This window comes from Methanobacterium sp. BAmetb5 (genome assembly GCF_003491305.1).
Taxonomy (GTDB): Archaea; Methanobacteriota; Methanobacteria; order Methanobacteriales; family Methanobacteriaceae; genus Methanobacterium.
On the sequence record NZ_CP022706.1, the window covers coordinates 650427 to 670000 of the forward strand.

General features: G+C 43.3%; 20 protein-coding genes (1 of these 20 only partly in view). 8 read left to right on the forward strand and 12 right to left on the reverse strand.

The genetic code is table 11. The features are described from left to right. Positions 1-91: 91 nt before the first annotated feature. Positions 92-988, forward strand: coding sequence for an alpha/beta fold hydrolase (locus CIT02_RS03070; protein WP_292613899.1), 897 nt, complete (start codon positions 92-94; stop codon positions 986-988). Between the two features lie 121 nt (positions 989-1109). On the opposite strand, the gene CIT02_RS03075 is transcribed toward CIT02_RS03070, so the two are convergent. From CIT02_RS03075 to CIT02_RS03085, 3 genes are all read right to left on the reverse strand, one after another. Next, on the reverse strand, positions 1110-2099 hold the full coding sequence (locus CIT02_RS03075; RefSeq protein ID WP_292613901.1) for an ATP phosphoribosyltransferase: 990 nt from the start codon (positions 2097-2099) through the stop codon (positions 1110-1112). Between the two features lie 56 nt (positions 2100-2155). Continuing rightward, positions 2156-2563: a hypothetical protein gene (locus CIT02_RS03080; RefSeq protein WP_394340418.1), complete on the reverse strand. Its 408-nt coding sequence runs from the start codon at positions 2561-2563 to the stop codon at positions 2156-2158. A 154-nt stretch (positions 2564-2717) separates the two neighbouring features. Continuing rightward, positions 2718-3044 (reverse strand): winged helix-turn-helix domain-containing protein, encoded by a 327-nt coding sequence (locus CIT02_RS03085; protein WP_292613905.1) that lies wholly within the window; start codon positions 3042-3044, stop codon positions 2718-2720. Positions 3045-3285: 241 nt separating this feature from the next. On the opposite strand from CIT02_RS03085, the gene CIT02_RS03090 reads away from it, so the two are divergent. Further along, positions 3286-3711, forward strand: coding sequence for a hypothetical protein (locus CIT02_RS03090; protein WP_292613907.1), 426 nt, complete (start codon positions 3286-3288; stop codon positions 3709-3711). A gap of 409 nt (positions 3712-4120) precedes the next feature. Here the strand turns inward: CIT02_RS03090 and CIT02_RS03095 are convergent, their stop codons facing one another. Then, entirely contained in the window at positions 4121-5062 is a 942-nt protein-coding gene (locus tag CIT02_RS03095; protein ID WP_292613909.1) for a flavodoxin domain-containing protein, read from the reverse strand. A 282-nt stretch (positions 5063-5344) separates the two neighbouring features. On the opposite strand from CIT02_RS03095, the gene CIT02_RS03100 reads away from it, so the two are divergent. After that, positions 5345-6304: a ribonuclease H-like domain-containing protein gene (locus CIT02_RS03100; RefSeq protein ID WP_292613911.1), complete on the forward strand. Its 960-nt coding sequence runs from the start codon at positions 5345-5347 to the stop codon at positions 6302-6304. 104 nt (positions 6305-6408) lie between these two features. Here CIT02_RS03100 and polX read toward each other — a convergent pair whose 3' ends face one another. Beyond that, complete coding sequence (gene polX, locus CIT02_RS03105) at positions 6409-8208, reverse strand: DNA polymerase/3'-5' exonuclease PolX (protein WP_363124023.1); 1800 nt, start codon at positions 8206-8208, stop codon at positions 6409-6411. Between the two features lie 155 nt (positions 8209-8363). Between polX and CIT02_RS03110 the strand changes: the two genes are divergently transcribed. After that, a complete protein-coding gene (locus CIT02_RS03110) occupies positions 8364-9599 on the forward strand; it encodes an L-serine ammonia-lyase (protein WP_292613913.1) in 1236 nt (411 codons plus the stop codon). Here CIT02_RS03110 and CIT02_RS03115 read toward each other — a convergent pair. Then, the gene (locus tag CIT02_RS03115) at positions 9568-10278 is read right to left on the reverse strand and encodes a hypothetical protein (protein WP_292613915.1); all 711 of its coding nucleotides are present in this window, start codon (positions 10276-10278) and stop codon (positions 9568-9570) included. The two genes, CIT02_RS03110 and CIT02_RS03115, sit on opposite strands and share 32 nt — an antisense overlap. 240 nt (positions 10279-10518) lie before the next feature. On the opposite strand from CIT02_RS03115, the gene CIT02_RS03120 reads away from it, so the two are divergent. After that, positions 10519-10938 carry a PaaI family thioesterase gene (locus CIT02_RS03120; RefSeq protein ID WP_292613918.1) on the forward strand — a complete coding sequence of 140 codons (420 nt, stop codon included), beginning with the start codon at positions 10519-10521 and terminating at the stop codon, positions 10936-10938. Then, entirely contained in the window at positions 10939-11313 is a 375-nt protein-coding gene (locus CIT02_RS03125; RefSeq protein ID WP_292613920.1) for a hypothetical protein, read from the forward strand. Between the two features lie 83 nt (positions 11314-11396). On the opposite strand, the gene CIT02_RS03130 is transcribed toward CIT02_RS03125, so the two are convergent. Then, the gene (locus CIT02_RS03130; RefSeq protein ID WP_292613922.1) at positions 11397-12098 is read right to left on the reverse strand and encodes a 5-formyltetrahydrofolate cyclo-ligase; all 702 of its coding nucleotides are present in this window, start codon (positions 12096-12098) and stop codon (positions 11397-11399) included. 206 nt (positions 12099-12304) lie between these two features. Here CIT02_RS03130 and CIT02_RS03135 point away from each other — a divergent pair, with 206 nt between their 5' ends. Together CIT02_RS03135 and CIT02_RS03140 are read left to right on the forward strand one after the other, a co-directional pair. Next, positions 12305-13360, forward strand: a complete 1056-nt coding sequence (locus CIT02_RS03135; RefSeq protein WP_292613924.1) for a hydroxymethylglutaryl-CoA synthase — start codon at positions 12305-12307, stop codon at positions 13358-13360. Positions 13361-13395: 35 nt separating this feature from the next. Continuing rightward, positions 13396-14550 (forward strand): thiolase domain-containing protein, encoded by a 1155-nt coding sequence (locus CIT02_RS03140; protein ID WP_292613926.1) that lies wholly within the window; start codon positions 13396-13398, stop codon positions 14548-14550. Positions 14551-14687: 137 nt separating this feature from the next. Here CIT02_RS03140 and CIT02_RS03145 read toward each other — a convergent pair whose 3' ends face one another. The 5 genes from CIT02_RS03145 to asd form a co-directional block, all read right to left on the reverse strand. Further along, a complete protein-coding gene (locus CIT02_RS03145; protein WP_292613928.1) occupies positions 14688-15041 on the reverse strand; it encodes a rhodanese-like domain-containing protein in 354 nt (117 codons plus the stop codon). A 228-nt stretch (positions 15042-15269) separates the two neighbouring features. Then, positions 15270-16868, reverse strand: a complete 1599-nt coding sequence (gene thsA / locus CIT02_RS03150; protein WP_048073980.1) for a thermosome subunit alpha — start codon at positions 16866-16868, stop codon at positions 15270-15272. 295 nt (positions 16869-17163) lie between these two features. Further along, on the reverse strand, positions 17164-17673 hold the full coding sequence (locus CIT02_RS03155) for a hypothetical protein (protein WP_292613930.1): 510 nt from the start codon (positions 17671-17673) through the stop codon (positions 17164-17166). A gap of 244 nt (positions 17674-17917) precedes the next feature. Beyond that, on the reverse strand, positions 17918-18319 hold the full coding sequence (locus CIT02_RS03160) for a hypothetical protein (protein ID WP_292613932.1): 402 nt from the start codon (positions 18317-18319) through the stop codon (positions 17918-17920). Positions 18320-18563: 244 nt separating this feature from the next. Then, positions 18564-19574 carry the 3' portion of an aspartate-semialdehyde dehydrogenase gene (gene asd, locus CIT02_RS03165; RefSeq protein WP_292613934.1) on the reverse strand. The gene runs 36 nt beyond the window's last position, so only the last 1011 of its 1047 coding nucleotides appear in the window; the start codon falls outside the window, past its right edge; the stop codon is at positions 18564-18566.

The window sequence follows — 19574 nt, forward strand, 5'->3', positions numbered from 1 at the left end:
TGAGAAACCAACATAAAGTGCTGTAAAAACTGAAGAACTAACAATCCTTCGTGACATTTGTAGTGAAACATAATTAGGTAGTGGTGCAAGAATGACACGTTACCATAGTCAAATGCAAGGGATAAGGGAGTATATCCACAACCTTGATAGCAAGGTGATTGATACGGACTATGGATCAATCGAGTATGCTATAACCGGGAATGGTTATCCTATACTGGCCGTGCATGGTAATGCTGGTGGTTTTGATCAGGGTTTGATGATGGCCAATAAGACCATCGATGCAAAGTTCCAGGTTATATCGGTTTCACGGTTTGGTTATCTGCGTTCATCTATACCTGAGAAGGCGAGTGTAGCGATGCAGGCTGATGTTTATGATTCCCTTTTAGATTCCCTGAATATCGAGAAAACAGCTGTGGTTGGTTATTCTGCCGGTTCAGCATCATCTATCCAGTTCGCCTTGCGCCACCCCGAGCGTGTTTCCGCGCTTATTCTTGTTTCTCCTGCAGCCCCGGGGAAGGGCCCCATCATGCCTAAGGTTATATTCAATATATTCTTTAGAAATGATTTCATTTACTGGGCAACCATCACCTACTTCCAGTCACGGGTTCATAAGGAATGGATTGGTTTGCCTGAGGAATTTACACTCACACCCGAATACGAGGCGGAAGTTAGAGAACTACTATTCAGTCTCCTGCCAGTTAGTGCACGGGTTAAGGGGAGCATTTTTGATATTTACACTTCATCCCCTGAGATCTTCAACAGCTCTAACGACAAAAACTATCCCTTTGAAGATATCCAAGTCCCAACACTGATAATCAGTGCCCAAGATGACCCCTTAGCACTCCCTGAAAATGCACAGGCCCTGGTTGAAAGAATTCCCCACTCTCGCCTGTTGTCTTTGCCTGATGGTGGTCATCCATTATTAGGTCATAACGAAGAGATTAAATCGGAGATTACACGGTTCCTGCACACTAATAAAGTCCAATAGATATTTGAAATGAAGGAGAATATCCAGGGATTAACCTAAAAAATGTGATATCTATTTTATTTGATGAAAAATATTTAAAAAGAGAACCTTCATTAAGGAGGCTATAAACTTAATCCTATTTTTACTGGACGTACTGTTTAACATCCTGACGGACAATGGCCGATGCTCCAAAGCTTTTTATTCCCTTTAACATTTGAGGAAACTTATTTTTAGGGATCAGCACGTTAACCTGGGAAAAGCTGGTTCCCTGGACCGTGGTTGGTTCATCAGAGCAGTATTCATTGGAGAGCAGGAAATCTTTAACCTCGTCTGTTTTTTCGTTGGCAATGTTAAATTTCACATCAAAATATTTCCTGGCTTTTATGGCCCCGAATAACTGTTCGAAGATTATTTTTGCTTTTTCAGCCTTTTCTGGTGTGCAACTGGGTCCGGCGTATAGTCCGGCACTGGATTCCATTATGGTTTCCAGGATCTTCAGCCCTGCCTTCCGGAGGCTGCTCCCGGTCTGGGTGTTGTCCACCACCAGATCGGCACCCTTAGCTATGTATACCTCGGTGGCACCGTCGGAGTTGATGATCTGCACCATTTCGTTATCCCCATCCTTTAAACCACGTATCTGGACTACGGGTTTGCTCTGGCCGAATAACTCCTGGTACCCCTCATTCTCCATGAAAAACTGCCGGGTCAGGTTGGGGTACTCGGTGAAACATAGTATGGGGTTTTCCCGGTTCTTGTTGGCCCTGAAGAACTCTGAAAGAGATTCATAGGGGTCATCGTTGGGTACAGCCACTATCAACCTGGTCTGGCCGTAGTCCAGGTCTCCCACCTTTTTTATGAGTTCTCCTTCCACGTTGACTGATTCTTCCCGGACCCAGTCTTCTCCAATGATGGCCAAATCCAGTATTTGGCGGTTAAGTTCCACTGGTGCGCTCTGTGGTCTGGTGAGGAATCCTTTTATTTCCGGGTCGTTCAAGATAGTGATTTCATTTTCTTCCTTACCGGGTTCGTATCCACGAACCTCGTAACCGGCATCTACAAATAATTGGTAAGTGTTTCCCCGATTAACGTTGTTTAAACTTCCTTTAGGAAGGCCAAGTATTATTTTTTCCATTTTAATATCTCCACTGTTCTATAAATTGTAAATAGTAGGGTAAAAAAGGGTTTAAATTAAAATTTAAGCCCGTAGTTGGTAAAATTATAGTTGGTCAGATTGTAAGTTGCTAGGAATTTGTCATAGCCCATGGTGTAAACCATTGCTATTCCTATTGCCCAGAAAATTCCCCCGATGAGTATGAATGCCAATCCCCAGTATTTTGCAGATTTTTCTTTACGTGTTACGAGGTATACGCCAGAAAGTACTGCTAATGGTAGGAAAAATACTATTCCAAATAATCCCAGGAGTTTGGAGATGAAATAGCTCTTTTTTGCATTGGGGTCAACTGTAGTTATGGTTAATTTTACCCCATTTCCACCATTAACATTTGATGGTGGGTTTTTAGGGTTGCCGCAGAATTGGCAGCGGTCAGAATTTTCAGGATATTCTACTCCACACTTTGGACATCTCAAGATATTCACCTATTATAGTACATAATATAATCATTCATTTAACCTTATGGGACGGTACCCCTGGGCGGGAAAAAGACTGTATCCCTCGATAGAAAAACAGTTTGATTCTTTTTTATAATTTTCAGTCTACATTCACGTTTTTTTAATATTAACGTTGAAAATTTTACTTCAACAGTTTAAGCACCTTTTCTCTCATAACATCTTCATCCAATACACATTCATCCAGTGATGCATTGTAGATTTCCATAAATTTATCTATATCAAATCCATCAGAAATGGAAATTAAAGCACCATATCCATTGCTATCTGATTGAACCACCATATTTTCTTCAAGTACTTTAATATGATGTTGAACTGTTCTGTAATTCAGATTAAGCTCTTTAGAAATTTGATTGATGTTAGAAGGTCTATGGTTAAGTAAATTAACGATTTTAACTCGGTTAAAGTTTCCTGGGCTTTCAAAAAATAAACGGAAATAGGTAGTATCCATAGAATCACCCCATATACATATTAATTCCCTCAATTAAACATGTGAAATTGTCATATTGGACCATATGTTAAAAAATATCCTTTTTACCAGTTTTATGTTGTAAAATCACGGTTATTATCTATTTAGGCCGTTATGTATATAAATTGCATATAAATTGTAAATTAGAATTATAAGGTTTAATTTGAAAAATAAGGTTTGAAGGTATTTGTATCTAAAATTTAAGTATTTGAGAGGTGAGAAAATGGATAGGAAAATTGTTGTATCGATTGTGGCTGCAATAGTGATCATTGCGGGTGTGGCCTATGTTATGGCCACTCAAAATTCCAGTGTGCCCAATTTGACGGTTAATAATTCCACCGATGGCACCATCAATATTGCTAAAACCACGACTAGGGCTACACTTCACAATGAAAGTAGCCATACCCATAATGACCATGTTAAAACCAATGACACCAGTAAGGTGAAAATATCAGCAGCCCAGGCCCAGAAGATTGCAGTCAACGCCATAAAAGAGGATTTCGGCGAAACCTACGTGGCAGGCACCCCTACACTATACACAGTTAAAGGGACACCATGGTGGCATGTACCCCTTAACCAGGCCGATGGTACCTATGTGGGAAGTCTGGATGTAAACGCCATTACTGGAGAAACCAACGGACAATGGTAAAATGTTAATAAATATTTATTTTTTTTTCTTAATAACACTTGAATTGTGATTTAACCAAGAAAATGAAGGATGTTTTCAATTTTCATTAAGAACTTATACTAATGATTCATGATGTTACTTCCAAAATTATGCCTACTTCGTTATAGCATTGTTTAACGAAGAATACGCACTTACCATAAGCACCAATATGATGTTATTCTATTTTTGTTAAAATGCCCCGTTTTTCAGGGACTACCCATACATGCAACGAGTGATTTAGGGTGGTTTTAGAGATTTTTCATTTTCACCAGTAAAACAAATCCTCACACTGTGCGGGGCACTGGTGAGTGAAGTTGAAAAAAAGATTAATTAAAAATTAAATGAAAAATGGGAAGGTAAAAGAAAAGGTTTATGGTTATTGATGGAAGTCCTAAAAATTCAAAACCTGCCGGGTGGAGTATCCATCCTTCTCAAACTTTGAGTTTAAAAATTCCACCTTCTCCATGTCCACCCTGATGAGTTTAAGATCCACCGGTAGTGACCGGATGAATTCCATTTCCAGTCCCCTCATCTCCACAGCCTGCCGGTATTCAGCAGCATCTTCCACCACTAGAGCCTGCCCACTTATCTGCATCCCCCGAAGACTCTTCATATCCTTGTATTCATCGTAAACCGTGACTGAAACCCGTGAACTGGATAGAAGGTTGGCGAACTTCATTCCCCCCTCACTCAAAATGTAAAGATGGCCCTGACTGTAATGGTACTCCAGAGGAGTGGCCCTTATCCGCCCAGGGGAGCTGGTGGCCAGGGTGCAAGTATTGTGTTCCTTTAGAAAACTTTCAACTTCCTCCTTCAGCTTTTCCATGGGAAGTTGCTTTAAAAGTGTGTCCCGGACATCAATCAGGCGTAGTGCCAGGTCAACCACTTCGTCCTGGCTAAATAAATCCATACCCTGAGGCGGTAGACCCACCTGGGAGAGGTACTCCTTCAGTGCCTTAAAATCTTCTTCAGTTAAACGGTCCATTTCCAGGCGCCCTCCCAGAACACCCAGTTCCATCACCCGGCCACCCAGATTATCCTCCACTTTCCGGAGAACCCGGAGGCCATCAGAACCATCGAGACAGGTGCAGAACAGAACAATGTTCTTCTTATTGAGCCATTCTTTCTCTTTATCAATGAAAGTCTGGAGTTTGGGATGTATTTTACCCATGTAAATAGGGGCACCCATTACAATGAAATCATAATCCCGGTGTTTTTCCGTGAATTGGGAGACCGGAATACGCCGGGAAGGGCCCAGAATAAGTGAAATTATCCGGGCGGCCTCCCAGGTAGACCCATACCTGCTTTCGTACAGAATTAAAGTCCGAATCAATTTATGTTCCCTCCTTCTCCTGAATCCCCTTATAACCATTAAAAAACCAAAACCAACTACCAGTGCCACCAGAATAAAGAGATATTTTTTAAATTTTCCCCTCCCCAGTTTAGAGATCAAATTAATAATACTGCTATATATGGTCCTACAATCATAAATAAGGGGATGGTTTTAAAATAGGATTAGATCTAAACCATTACTTGAAAATGGTTATATTCGAGTAATTTTTTACCCTAATTAAGATATAATAAAAATATTAAAAATCCTTTTTGGAGTCTGCCCATGGCCTATGAAGTTGAAGATAACCCCCAAGCCCTTAAACAAAAACTCCTGGAAGAATACCAGGATAAATCACTGGAAGATATGAAGTACGGTGAAGAATTAGAGACCACTCGTGGCTCATGTTACTGTTTCACCACTCATGAAAAGTTAGAAATTGAAACACTAACTGAAAAGAGAGTTAATGAATGCATGACCAGTGATCTTAAACTGATTAAAGGGATTGGTGAGGCAAAGGAAAGGAAACTTAAAGAAAATGGTTACAATTCCCTGGATGACTTGAAAGAACATCCTTCCTACGGTTCCCCGGCCTGTGAACTCCTGGATAAACTGGAAAGTAGGGATGTTTGTGCACTGACTGACTGGATATCCACCCGGTACTCTGCCTCCCATCCATTGAACCTCCTCTTATCATCACTCTCCGGTACCGAAAACATGCTTTTCATGGATATAGAAACCCTGGGACTTTCCGATGTGCCCCTGATCCTTATTGGGGTTGCCGAGGGGGATGGTGATGGTTTAACCATGAAACAATACCTTTTAAGGGATTTAAAGGAAGAAAAAGCAGCACTGGAAGGTTTTCTCTCCCATCAGGAAAAGGATAATGTTTACGTGACCTTCAATGGCCGTAGTTTTGATGTTCCCTTCATTAAAAGCAGGATGCGCTTCCACCATATGGAAAAAACCCTGAATTCCCAGCACCTGGACCTCCTCTATTACTCCCGGAGGCAGTGGAGCAACCAGCTTCCTAACTGCCGGCTGCAAACTTTAGAAAAATACCTGTTCGGCGTGGAAAGAGAGGATGATGTCCCCAGCAGCCACGTACCGGAGTTTTACCTCACCTACCGTGAAACCGGAAATATCGGACCACTGGTACCTATAATTGAGCATAACAGGGAGGATGTGGTAACTCTGGCCCGGATACTCTCCTTACTTCACCAGTGTGCAGATCAGGAAGATTAAATCAATATCAGATAAATCTAGACTGATTAAACGGATATCAACTAAATCATGATAGACTAAATCCGTTTCAATTAAGAAAATCCAGCATCATGAGAGATTAAGTCTTAACTCAACCCTAATTTTTTCCACAACTTCTTGCGGGGAAGTGTGTTTACTATATCCTTTTTCTGAGCCCATCCCCGGCGGGCAGTGGCCACACCCAGTTCCATGAAACCTAAACTATCAACATGGTGACCGTCACTGTTTACAGCCAGTTGGCAGCCATATTCAATGGCCATTTTAATGTGCATATCCTTCAAATCCAGCCTTTTGGGCTGGGAGTTCACTTCCAGAATGGTTCCAGTATCACTGGCTTTCTCCAATAATTTTTCAATATTTAAGGGTGATGGCTGTCTTTCTTTAATTTTGCGGCCAGTGGGATGGGCCAGTATATCTACCTCTTCGTTTTCCAGGGCCTGCCCTATTCTCATGTTCATTTTCTCCGGGTCCTGATGGAGATCGTAGTGTACCGAAGCCACAACCAGGTCCAGTTCTTCCAGTAAATTCTGGGGCATGTCCAGGTTCCCCTCAGAATCCAGGTTTACCTCCGCACCTTTCAACAGGACTATATCGTCTAGCTGGGAGTTTACCTGGTCTATTTTATCCATCTGTTGTTTCAATCTCTTTTCATTCAGTCCACGGGCCACGGGGAGGGTGGTGTGGTCGGTGATAGCCAGGTACTCGTAACCTCTTCCGGCTGCCCCGGTGGCCATTTCTATGATACTTGATTTTCCATCACTCCAGTTGGTGTGCACGTGCAGATCACCATTTATATCATGATAATCGACCAGTTGGGGGAGTTTTCCCTCAAGGGATGCTTCGATCTCCCCGGTGTTTTCCCGGAGTTCGGGTGGAATGTAATCCAGGCCCAGGGCCTTAAGAACATCTTCCTCAGTTGCCCCGGCCACCCTCTCCTCCTGGTGGAATACACCGTACTCGTTGAGCTTCATATCCCTGGAAATTGCGATTTTCCGCAGGCTGATGTTGAATTCCCGGGAACCAGTGAAGTACACCAAGGCTGAACCGAATTCATCGGCCTTGAAAACTCTTATATCCGCATCCATTCCATTGAAGAGTCTGACTGTTGATTTTGAGTGTCCCTTTACCACTACCTCCTCAACTATATCCATCTGGGTGAAGAAATTCATTACCTCCTCGGGATGATTGGTTACCGTGAGTACATCAATATCTCCCACCGTTTCCTTGCAGCGGCGTATGGAACCGGCAATCATCACTTGGTCCACTTCTTCTAGGGCAGCGATTTTCTCTTTGATCTTGCTAGCCAGGGGCATTACTTCTCCCAGTAACTGCCTACCTGTACTTTTCCGGGCAAATTCCAGGTTCTGTAAAATTTTAGCCTCGGTTTTAGCACCCATACCCTTCAGTCTACGAATATGATGACGTTTACCCTCTCTTTCCAGTTCATCTAGGTTGGTTATTCCCAGTTCATGGTACAGGAGTTTTATCTTCTTGGGGCCCAACCCCTCCACCGACATCAATGAATCCAGGTCCACGGGATACTGCTCCTTAAGGTTTTCCAGGTACTCCAGTTTCCCGGTGTCCAGTATTTCCTCAATTTTAACCCCGATATGGGTGCCCACCCCGGGGAGTTTTTGCAGCTTTCCCTGTTTCCTTATCTGGGTTATGTCCACACTGAGGGTTTCAATGGTGTGGGCTGCCCTGCGGTAGGCTTTGGTGCGAAAATCAACATCATCCATCTCCAGATAATCCGCCACCCGGTTGAGGAGGGCAGCCACCTTATGATTATGCATGGGATTATTTATGGAGATAGTGTCTAAAATTTTTTTAGAATTGGTCCGGTATGATCCAGTAAGATCACACCATCCCCGAGAATAGCCAAACATTATCCCAGTATTTTCCGGAGAAATTAAAACAAATTAAATAGAAATTTTTATATAGTTAAACTTTAAATTTTTATAATATATACGTTTGGAATAGTACCTGGTTCTATTTATTACCCGATTTAAAGTCATTTAACTAAGAACTTAGGATAGTACCTATGAAATCTCTAAAAGAACTCTACAGAATAGGTATGGGACCATCCAGCAGCCATACAATGGGACCTTACAATGCGGCACGAATATTTAAAAACCGAACCCCTTCCGCAGATAATTACCGGGTCACTCTGTTTGGAAGCCTGGCAGCTACTGGATCAGGACATTTAACTGATCACGCTATAAACTCCGGTTTGAGTCATGTAAAATGTCAGATTATTTGGAAAAAGGAAAAAGAACTTCCACTGCACCCTAACGGACTACTCTTTGAAGCCTTTGATGCTGACCGAAAGATCCTGGAAGAATGGCTTGTTTACAGTGTGGGGGGAGGTGCTCTTAAAGAAACCTGCAGCCCGGATAGTTCAAAGGATATCTACCCCTTCAAAAACATGGCAGAACTTCTAAAACAATGCGAAGGTGATGGTAAAACCTTATGGAACTATGTTGAAGAATACGAAGGGAAAGAAATCTGGCAGTACCTTAAAGAAGTTCTCAGGGTAATGGGTGAATCAATAAAGCGAGGAATCGAAGCAGAGGGTGTTCTTCCCGGGGGACTTAATTTAAGAAGAAAAGCAGCACAGTACTATACCCGGGCCACCCAGTCCAAACTATTTTTAGAAAATACTGGAACCATATTTTCTTATGCCCTGGCAGTAGCCGAAGAAAATGCCAGTGGAAATTTAATAGTTACTGCCCCTACCTGTGGATCAGCCGGTGTACTACCCGCAGTACTCTTTTTTATAAGGGATTTTTATAAAGTCACTGATGAAAAGCTTTTAAGGGCACTGGCAACCGCAGGAATCATAGGAAATCTAGTTAAAAAGAATGCTTCCATATCTGGAGCTGAAGTGGGATGTCAGGGGGAAATAGGTACAGCGTGTGCTATGGCTGCCGGGGCAGCTACCCAGCTTCTGGGTGGAACTGCCCATCAAATAGAATATGCAGCAGAAATGGGAATGGAACATCATTTAGGACTTACCTGTGATCCAATCATGGGCCTGGTTCAGATCCCCTGTATAGAACGAAACGCCATTGCCGCAGTCAAAGCCATGGACTGTGCTTCCTACGCCCTGTTTTCCGATGGAAGACACCTGATTTCCTTTGATGAAGTGGTGTGTACCATGGCTCAAACTGGAAGGGACTTAAAAAAACATTACCGGGAAACATCAGAAGGTGGGCTGGCTGTGTTCTACAAAAGAAAACCCAAAATTAAAGTAAATACAAACCCAATAGTTCCCTGAGATTATCCACTTTATCTGGATCCTCTATAAAGCGTGGGGGGATGCTCCGCTGGATAGAACCTTTAATACCCAGCAGTTTTTCCAGGGATGGGGAAACAGCATGATAGGCTCGGCCTAACTTGTTCAACTTTTTTGCACTGATTAAGATTGCTTTATCCAGTAGTTTGCTTTTTTCAGAGTCCCCCACCACCAGTACCATACTGTTTTCATCTGATCTTCGTTTGAGGTGGGAGTTGTGGGGATATTTTTCCTGTATTTCCTTTACCTGGGAAAGGGGAATGTTTTTAAAATCCAGAACCTCTTTAACTGTAAAATAACCAGTTATATATAGGGCTTCTGGATATCCGCCCGCTTTAAGTGGGGTTAAACCCATGTAGAACACCAGTAAATCACCAGGATCAAGTTTTAAAAGGTAACTTGCCTTTCGACCCACATCTCCGTAGGTGAAGGTAGTAAATTCTGGGTCCAAGTGAACCTTACGCTGGGCCACTCGGGAAGGTAAGTAACTGGAGAGTAATTTTCCGTTAGTTCCAGTTAAATCATGGTAGGTGCGGTTTTCAGTTGATTTTTCATCTTTTTCTGATAGAGGGATGTATTCAAAGCCCCCATCCAGAAATATGGGAGCCAGAACTCCGTCACTGGATTTATCAATCCCTACCCGTAGTAGCATGGCTTTCATGTTTTCTTATATATCCTGAAGGTGTAACTTTTTAACTCTAAAAAAGTGGATAGGGATTATTAATTCCATTTTTTATAAATATGACACTACTCCCCGGGAATATAAGTTTATTTAAAATGAGTTTATTTATAAATAATATCTGATTATCTGATTCATTTACCAAACAGATATTAGATTTTTTAAAATGAGTAGGAATCTTAAATTGAAGGAATGTTTAAAAAAATGAAGTAAGGTTTTAAAATGGATGAAATCTTGAAATTCTTTGAGAAGGACCGTTATGCCCAGCTGAGTAACATTGAAGTGGTGAGTGTTTCCCCCGGAAAGGCCACTGCCACCATGGAAGTGGATGAAATGCACCTTAATGGGGTGGGAACTGTTCACGGAGGGGCTTTGTTCACCCTTGGTGATTTTACCTTCGCCCTGGCAGCTAATTCCCATGGAACAGTTACCGTGGCCATCAATGCCAATATATCCTACCTTAAAGCGGTGTCAAGCGGGAAACTGACTGCGAAGGCCCGTGAACTATCCAGTGGAGGGAGAATTGCCAGTTACACCGTGGATATATACGATGAAACCGGTGATCTGGTGGCCATATTCCAGGGGATGGCTTATCGTAAGCGGGATAGTATCCGGGACTTGATAGCTAAACAGAGTGAATAAATGGATGGTGGGTGTGTGGACCTTACTGCTCAAGAGATAGAAGAACTTCAGGAAAAGCTGTTGATCATCAGGAGATTCATTTCCCAGGAAAAAGGATATAAAAACTTTTACTACCAGGGGATTAACTTAAAAGATAAAAAAACACCGGTTGGATGGTTAAATAAACTCCTGGAGCTGGATGACTCTGAGGAACTTTTGAAAAATTGTATAATGGAACTGGAGGATATGAAAACCAACCCAAGATCATTCACCCCGGAAGAGTTCCATGAATTCCTCATAGACCAGGACTGGAAATTTCTCTACAAAAAATATGGTATGGGAACCCTTGAAGATGTGAAAAAACTGGACATGGAAAGATTCTGGGAATTACTTTAGAAGTTCTCAGGGAAATTCTAACAAATCTATTTTGTTAAGTTTTTAATTTTTTAATAAAATTGATGGTGAAATGTTTTTTAGACTTAAAAATCCACTAAAGATATAATATCCATCCTTATAACCATTTCAGGAGTGGTGATCATGTTTATACTCTCATCATGTTCTTCCACTGGCACCTGACCCACTATCTGTCGGGGATGTACCGGAGTGCAGATGGGTGTTTGCGCCCCAATACATTTCTCTTGTTTTAGAAATGCCAGTTCCTGGTCAGCAAATCCCTTTCCTTTTCCCAGGCGGTTGCCCTGAAGATCCACGCCCAGGGAGCCTTCCACCACCAGGTCAACCTGGCGGAAGCTTTTAATGCTCTGTCCCAACTGGAAGGCACCGTTAATGGTGGATGCAGTTTCCTCATGACCCCTGATCTTCCCGGGATCCAAGAGTATATATCCCTCACTGAGTTTGGGAGTGGCCATTATCAGTAACTTACCATCCACCAGGGCGTTCCTACGAACATCAACCAGGGCTGAATCTGGACTGGAGAAAACCGTCAGGGCATCCTGCCATTCTTTGGTCTTTCTTAATCTTTCAGCGGCCTGATATGCTCCTTTGAAGTTTGGGATTCTCCCAAAACATGATTTGGAAGTTCTTAAATGATCATTATCCTCAAGAACTCCCCATATCATCTTTCTAAGTTTCTGCTTATCCTCAACTTGCATTACATTTACTTTATTAGTTATATCCCATAAATACTTGAGAGATAATGGTTCTGGCGGAAATGGTACCATCTCCACCCATGACACACATAAGTATATAAACTGGTATCGGCCTACCATTAATTACAATAATTTTTTTTAATATACAGAAGGATTGTAAGGAAAATACAAGTTAAACATTGATTAGACTAACTATAAATTCTGTATATAGTTCAAAACTAAAGAAATAACTCAACACGAAAAAATCAGTAATACTATTGAGACGGTTGTGATTTAATATGGCAGGAATAGTAGGATATGGAGTTTACATACCTTCATACCGTATAAAGGTTGAAGAGATTGCAAAGGTCTGGGGAGACAATGCCCAGGCAGTTTCCCGGGGACTGGTGGTTAACGAAAAATCAGTACCCTCATCAGACGAAGACACCGCCACCATATCAGTGGAGGCCGCCCGTAATGCACTTAAAAGAGCAAACATTGACCCGCAAAAAATTGGAGCAGTTTACGTTGGCTCAGAATCACACCCCTATGCAGTTAAGCCCACGGCAACTATAGTGGCTGAAGCTGTGGAGGCCAGCCCTGATCTTACAGCAGCGGACCTGGAATTCGCATGTAAAGCTGGTACTGCAGGTATGCAGGTCTGTATGGGACTGGTAGATGCCGGCAACGTGGAATATGGTCTGGCTATTGGTGCTGACACTGCTCAGGGTGCTCCCAGCGATGCACTGGAGTACACTGCCTCTGCAGGTGGAGCAGCATATATTATTGGATCCAAAGATACTGTAGCTGACTTTGAAGGTACCTACAGTTTCACCACCGACACCCCTGACTTTTATCGTAGGGAAGGAAAACCCTACCCCCGCCACGGAGGACGTTTCACTGGTGAACCAGCCTACTTCAAACATGTGCTCTCTGGAGCTAAAGGTATGATGGAAAAGATGGGCACCGACGCATCGGACTATGACCATGCTGTTTTCCACCAGCCCAATGGTAAATTCTACATAAGGGCCGCCAAGAAACTGGGCTTCACTGAAGAACAATATAAAACCGGACTCTTAACCCCCATGATCGGTAACACCTACTCCGGTGCAACACCACTGGGACTGGCCGCCATCCTGGACATTGCCCAGCCTGGAGAACGTATCTTCGCTGTTTCTTATGGTTCCGGTGCAGGTAGTGATGCATTCAGTATCACAGTTAACGATAAAATTGAGGAAACCCGTGACCTGGCCCCTAAGGTCCAGGACATGATCCAGAACAAGGAATATGTGGACTACGCTGTATACGCCAAGTTCAAAGGAAAACTGAGGATGGCAGGATTAACTCCACGTTAAAATTGAGGATTATCTAGTAATGGAGGAATGTTAAATTGAGAGATGTTGCAATTATTGGAGTTTCACAGACCAAATTCGGAGAACTGTGGGACGTATCCTTTCGGGATCTGATTACTGAAGCAGGAATGAAGGCTGTTGCCGATGCAGAAATTGAGGGAGCAGAACTGGAAGCCATGTACGTGGGAAACATGACTGCCGGTTTATTCATACAACAGGAGCACATAGCTTCCCTTATTGCTGACCATTCTGGTCTAACCCCCATACCCTGTACCCGGGTAGAAGCAGCCTGTGCATCCGGTGGTTTAGCCCTTAGAAACGGGATCATGGCTGTGGCCTCTGGCTACCATGATGTGGTTATCTCCGCCGGTGTGGAGAAGATGACCGATGTAGTGGACCCTACCCCGGCCATTGCCACTGCCTCTGACCAGGAGTGGGAAGCTCAGCAGGGAGTTACCTTCCCCTCACTCTACGCCATGATGGCCCGTCGACATATGCACCAGTACGGAACCACCAGGGAACAGCTGGCCATGTTCAGTGTTAACAACCACAAAAACGGGGCATTAAACCCTTTGGCCCAGTTCCCATTTGAGATTAGTGTGGACCAGGTTTTAAACTCCAGTATGGTGGCTGAACCCCTACGCTTACTGGACTGTTCACCAGTAACTGATGGTGCAGCGGCAGTTATACTCTGCCCAGCTGAGGATGCCCGTAAGTACACTGACACCCCCATCTATGTTAAGGCCTCGGCCCAGGCTTCAGGTACCATTGCCCTGCATGACCGCAGGGATATCACCACCATTGACTCCACAGTGCATGCCTCCCGGACTGCATATGATATGGCCGGAGTGGGACCAAAGGACATAGATGCTGTGGAAGTGCACGATTGCTTCAGCATCAATGGAGTTTTAGCCATTGAAGATCTGGGATTCGTGGAAAAAGGACAGGGTGGTCAGGCTGTAGAAGATGGTTTAATTGCCATTGATGGTGACATACCAGTAAACCCATCCGGAGGGCTTAAAGCACGAGGACACCCGTTAGGAGCCACTGGAATCGCTCAAGCTGCAGAAATAGTATGGCAACTACGTGGAGAAGCCGGTAAAAGACAGGTTGACGGTATAGAAATAGGTATGACTCAGAATATTGGTGGTACCGGTGGTACTGCTGCCGTGCATATCTTTGGCCGCGAATAACCCCTCAAAGGAGAAGAATCTGGTCAGATTCTTCTCAAAATTTTATTATCTTCTTTTTTAGTGATTTTCTATTTTTTTATTTGAAAAAAATATCATTATTTGAAAAAATAATCCTTATTTAAAAAAAAATATTTATTTTACTCTACTGGTAATCCCTCTCTTTCCCAGGCCATTATGCCCCCCACTAGGTTGTAAACCTTGTTAAAGCCCAGGGATTTCATGGTATCGGCACAGCCGGCACTGCGCATTCCCGAACGGCAGTAAACCAGGTAGGTCTTATTCTTATCCAGTTCCTGTACTTTGGTTTTAAAATCAGGGGCCTGGAAGTCCAAGAGTTTAGCATCCTTAATATGTGACTGGGAAAACTCCTGGGGGGTTCTAACATCCAGCAGTATAAAATCAGGGTTGTCCACATTTTCCTGGATCATTTCGTATGCGGATTGTGGATCCCGGTCAAATTCAGATTTAGAAGATGGTTTTCGTCCAAACATTTTTTAAACCTCGAGAGCTTTGTATATTTCTTTATTTTTCATACAGAATAAAGTTTAGTCTTATCATCAATTTTTAAAATAAAAAGATGACCTAAAACATCAATAACGATTGTTAAGAGCTGTTTGATAAACTTGTTAAAATAGGGAAAGTACTGTGATAGGAGAGTAAAATAGCTAAAAAATACTGTTCAATGGCTTAAAAAATAAAAAAGGTAAAGTCAGGTGACTTTACATCATTGGTGGCATTCCACCAGGCATTCCGCCCATTCCGCCCATGTCACCCATGTCAGGTTCTTTACCTGCACCAGTGGATGCAATGACGTCGTCGATCCTTAGGATCATTTCTGCGGCTTCTGCTGCGGATTGGATAGCCTGTTTTTTGACTCGGTGAGGTTCGATGACTCCGGCACGGTACATGTCGGTTACTTCACCTTTGAATACGTTCAGGCCCATGTACAGTGATTTTTCGTGGGCTGCGCGTAGGTCCACCAGAGCGTCGATGCTGTCCAGTCCAGCGTTTTCAGCCAGGGTTTTAGGTACAACTTCCAGTGCTTCGGCAAAGGCAGATACTGCTAGCTGTTCACGGCCACTGATGGTGTCAGCGTATTCTTTTAATCCTTTGGCTATGGCGATTTCTGCAGCGCCTCCACCAGCTACTACTTTTCCGTCTTCCACGGTGGCAGCTACGACACCAATGGCGTCTTCCATTGCCCTCTGGATTTCGTCGACCACATGTTCAGTGGAACCGCGGATGAGTAGGGTGACTGATTTTGGGTCTTTGCAGTCTTCCACGAAGAGCATGGCTTCGCCGGAGATTTTCTTTTCTGCTACAGAGCCAGCGAGTCCCAGGTCTTCGAAGTCCAGGTCTTCGATGTTGGTGACCACAGTGGCACCAGTTGCTCGGGCCAGTTTTTCCATGTCTGATTTTTTGACTCGGCGTACAGCCATGATTCCTGCTTTGGCCAGGTAGTGCTGTGCCAGGTCGTCGATTCCTTTCTGACAGAAGAGTACGTTGGCTCCGGCATCGGCGATTTTGTTAACCATGTCCCGGATCATCTGTTCTTCCTGTTCAATGAAGGCCTGCATCTGGGCAGGGTCGGTGATTCTGATTTCAGCGTCCACTTCGGTTTCTTTAACTTCAATGGCACTGTTTAATAGAGCGATCTTGGCATCTTCTATTTTTTTAGGCATGCCAGGGTGTACGGGTTCTTTATCGATTATGACACCGTTTACGAGCTGGGAGTCATCTATGGTTGCTCCGTCTTTCTTCTCGATTTTGATGTGGTCCTGGTCGATTTCGCCGTTGTCTTCCACCTGTTTGACTGCACCAACCACCAGTTCTGCTAGTGGTTCTCGGGCTTTTTCAGTTCCCTTTCCAGTCATAGCAGTCATGGCCACTTTCAGGAGGGTTTCCCTGTCTTCTGCATCGATGGCTATGACGTTCAGGATTTCCTGTGCTTTTTCAGCTGCTTGGCGGTATCCCATGGCCACGATGGTGGGGTGGATGTCCTGGTCCAGGAGACCTTCTGCCTTTTTGAGGAGTTCTCCAGCAATTATTACTGCGGTGGTGGTTCCGTCTCCCACTTCGTCTTCCTGGGTTTTGGCTACTTCTACCAGCATTTTAGCAGCAGGGTGTTCGATGTCCATTTCTTTGAGGATAGTTACTCCATCGTTGGTCACTACGATGTCACCTAATCCATCTACGAGCATCTTGTCCATACCTTTAGGGCCTAAAGTGGTCCTTACGGTTTCAGCCAATACTTTTCCGGCTAATATGTTCATTCTCTGAGCATCTCGTCCTAAAACTCTAGAAGAGCCCTCAGGCATTATAATAATAGGTTGTCCTTGTCCTTGTCCTAATTGTGCCACAATATCACCTCAATTTGTTTTATGTAAATGATCAGTGGGTTAGAGGTTATATAAATAGTTTGCTATAGTCCGGTCCACGGAAAAAATGGAGGATATTATCGACCCCAATTGGTATTTTGCAACAATTCCCGAGGATTTTACTATAATTTCACAATATTAACCCGAATAAAGCAGAATAACCCCTATACCCGTACTTTAAATGAATATAAACACATTTATGAATAAAACATTTATGGTAAAAAACCCGACAAGATTAATCTTTATCTATCTTTTTCCACAGTACAGTACCATCTCTTTCCTGGGAGCGATAGTACCCCTTCCTTTCCAGATTACGGAGGGCGTGTTCAAAGTTTTGGAGGGTGAGCTCGGTGAATCCCATGTCAATGATCCATTCATACAGATTTTCCAGTTTATCCTCCCTATCCGGAAGTAGGAGGTAGACGTTGGATTGAAAGGAGGTTAAATCTTTTTTAGGCTTTTGAGTCAGGAGTTTAAACTGATCCTTAACCTTCTGCAGTTCTTCAATCTTCGAATCCTTTTCTTCCAGCTGATTGAGTAATTTCTGGATTTCAGCTTCTTTCTTCTGGATTTCTTTATTCTGTTTTATTTGCAATTCCTGAAGCTTGCCGTGCTCCTGGATCATGGATTTTGAAGATTCCTTCTGGCATTTCTTAAGTTCGATCTTCAACTTGCTGATCTCTAAAAGACAGGCTTTAACCAGCTGTCTCAACTGCTCTCTCTCGGTATCCTTCAAAAAGGCCATGGTTATCACGTGGATAGTAAGATTTTTTATTATCAACACAATTTACTGTATTATAGGTTACAATCACCATTATAGTTTATTTTATTTATGCATTAATAGGCTTTTAAGTTTTGAGATAAAAATCTGGGATTTATGTATCACTCCCCCAATCACAAATTTAGGAGACACTATTAGTTATTTAAAATACCCATTAAAAACAGTATTATTTGTTTCCAAAATAAAAAAAATAAAAAAAGAGGGGGATTTAAATTATAGCCGTGGTAGAAGCCCCTCCCCACGGAGCAGAGGTGCTGGCTGTGCCCAGATTTTTTCCACCTTTCATTATGGAAGTGGTTAAAGTTCCAGAGCCTCCCTCGGTTTTTCGGGCAGAAATAGTAACTGATCCAGAAACACTACCCAGATTGGTGGTTTGATCTCCAGTACCAGATAACGAACGGTATCCGAAGGTACCACTTACATCAGCAGCCCAGCTACCAGGATAACTCACAACCACACTGACATCGTTAGAAGCCGTGGCATTAGTACTATTATTAACAGATGCATTCGAATTACCAGTATTATTGCTGGTGTTGGTGGTGCATCCGGATATCACCACAACCATACAGACCAAAACTAACAAACCCAACATTTTTTTTGATATATTCATAATTTCCCTCCTAAATTAGGATAAATTCCCATATGTAGACATAATTATCATTAATTATAATGTTAGCATATAATATTTTTTGGGTGTTGAATATGACCCCGTTAGTTGGAATATAAATTTCTTTTCGAAACCAGGAGTTATTTCCACAAAAATTAAAACTCCACAACAATTTCCAAATAAAATAGGGAAATATTAGGGATTTAAATTAATCTAACTAAAAAAAGGAATTAATGCAGGTAAATTCCTACATTATCTCGTTAATAAGTTCTGCATTAAGTATAGATGCTCCCGCAGCACCCCTAACTGTATTATGGCCCAGAAGGACGTATTTTAGGCTACGGGGGAACACAGGATCCTGGCGGATTCTTCCCACAGTAACGGCCATTCCTTTTCCCATCATACGATCCATTCGTGGCTGGGGTCTGTTCTCCTCTTCCCGGACAATAACGGGGTGTTCCGGCGCGGAGTACAGGTTTAATTTTTGGGGCAGTGCCTGGAATGTCTGGAGTGATTTTTTAACATCATCCAGGTGGAATTCTTCATCCATTTCCATGAAAACTGCCTCAGTGTGACCATCCACCACAGGAACCCTGTGGCAGGAGGTGCTAACCCCAAAGGTGGCTGGTTCCACATTTTCACCATCGAAATCACCCAAAAGGTGCAGGGTTTCTGATTCCATTTTTTCCTCTTCCCCTCCAATGAAGGGTACCAGGTTGTCGATCATGGCCATGGAAGGCACACCATTGTAACCTGCCCCGGAAACTGCCTGCATGGTGGACACGTACACCCGGCTTATATCGTACTGGTCGTATATGGGTTTCAGGGTCATTACCAGGGCTATGGTGGAACAGTTGGGGTTGGTGACAATGAATCCATCCCATCCCCTGTTTTTCTGCTGGGTTTCAATTAAGTCCAGGTGTTCAGGGTTCACCTCGGGTATTACCAGGGGAACATCCGGTTCCATACGCATGGCACTGGCATTGGAGGCAACTTTCATACCGGCTGCAGCGAATTTGGGTTCAACAACTGCGGCATTATCTGCGGGTAGTGCTGAAAAGACTATTTCCACATCCTTAACCTGGTTGGGGTCAGTGTCCACTACTACCATGTCCTGGACTGACTCCGGGATGGGGGTATCCATGTGCCAGGTTACTGCGTCCTGATATTTTTTACCTGCAGAACGCTGGGAGGCAGTGAGGGCGGTGATCTCGAATTTGGGATGATCCTCGAGAAGTTGTATAAATCGCTGCCCTAC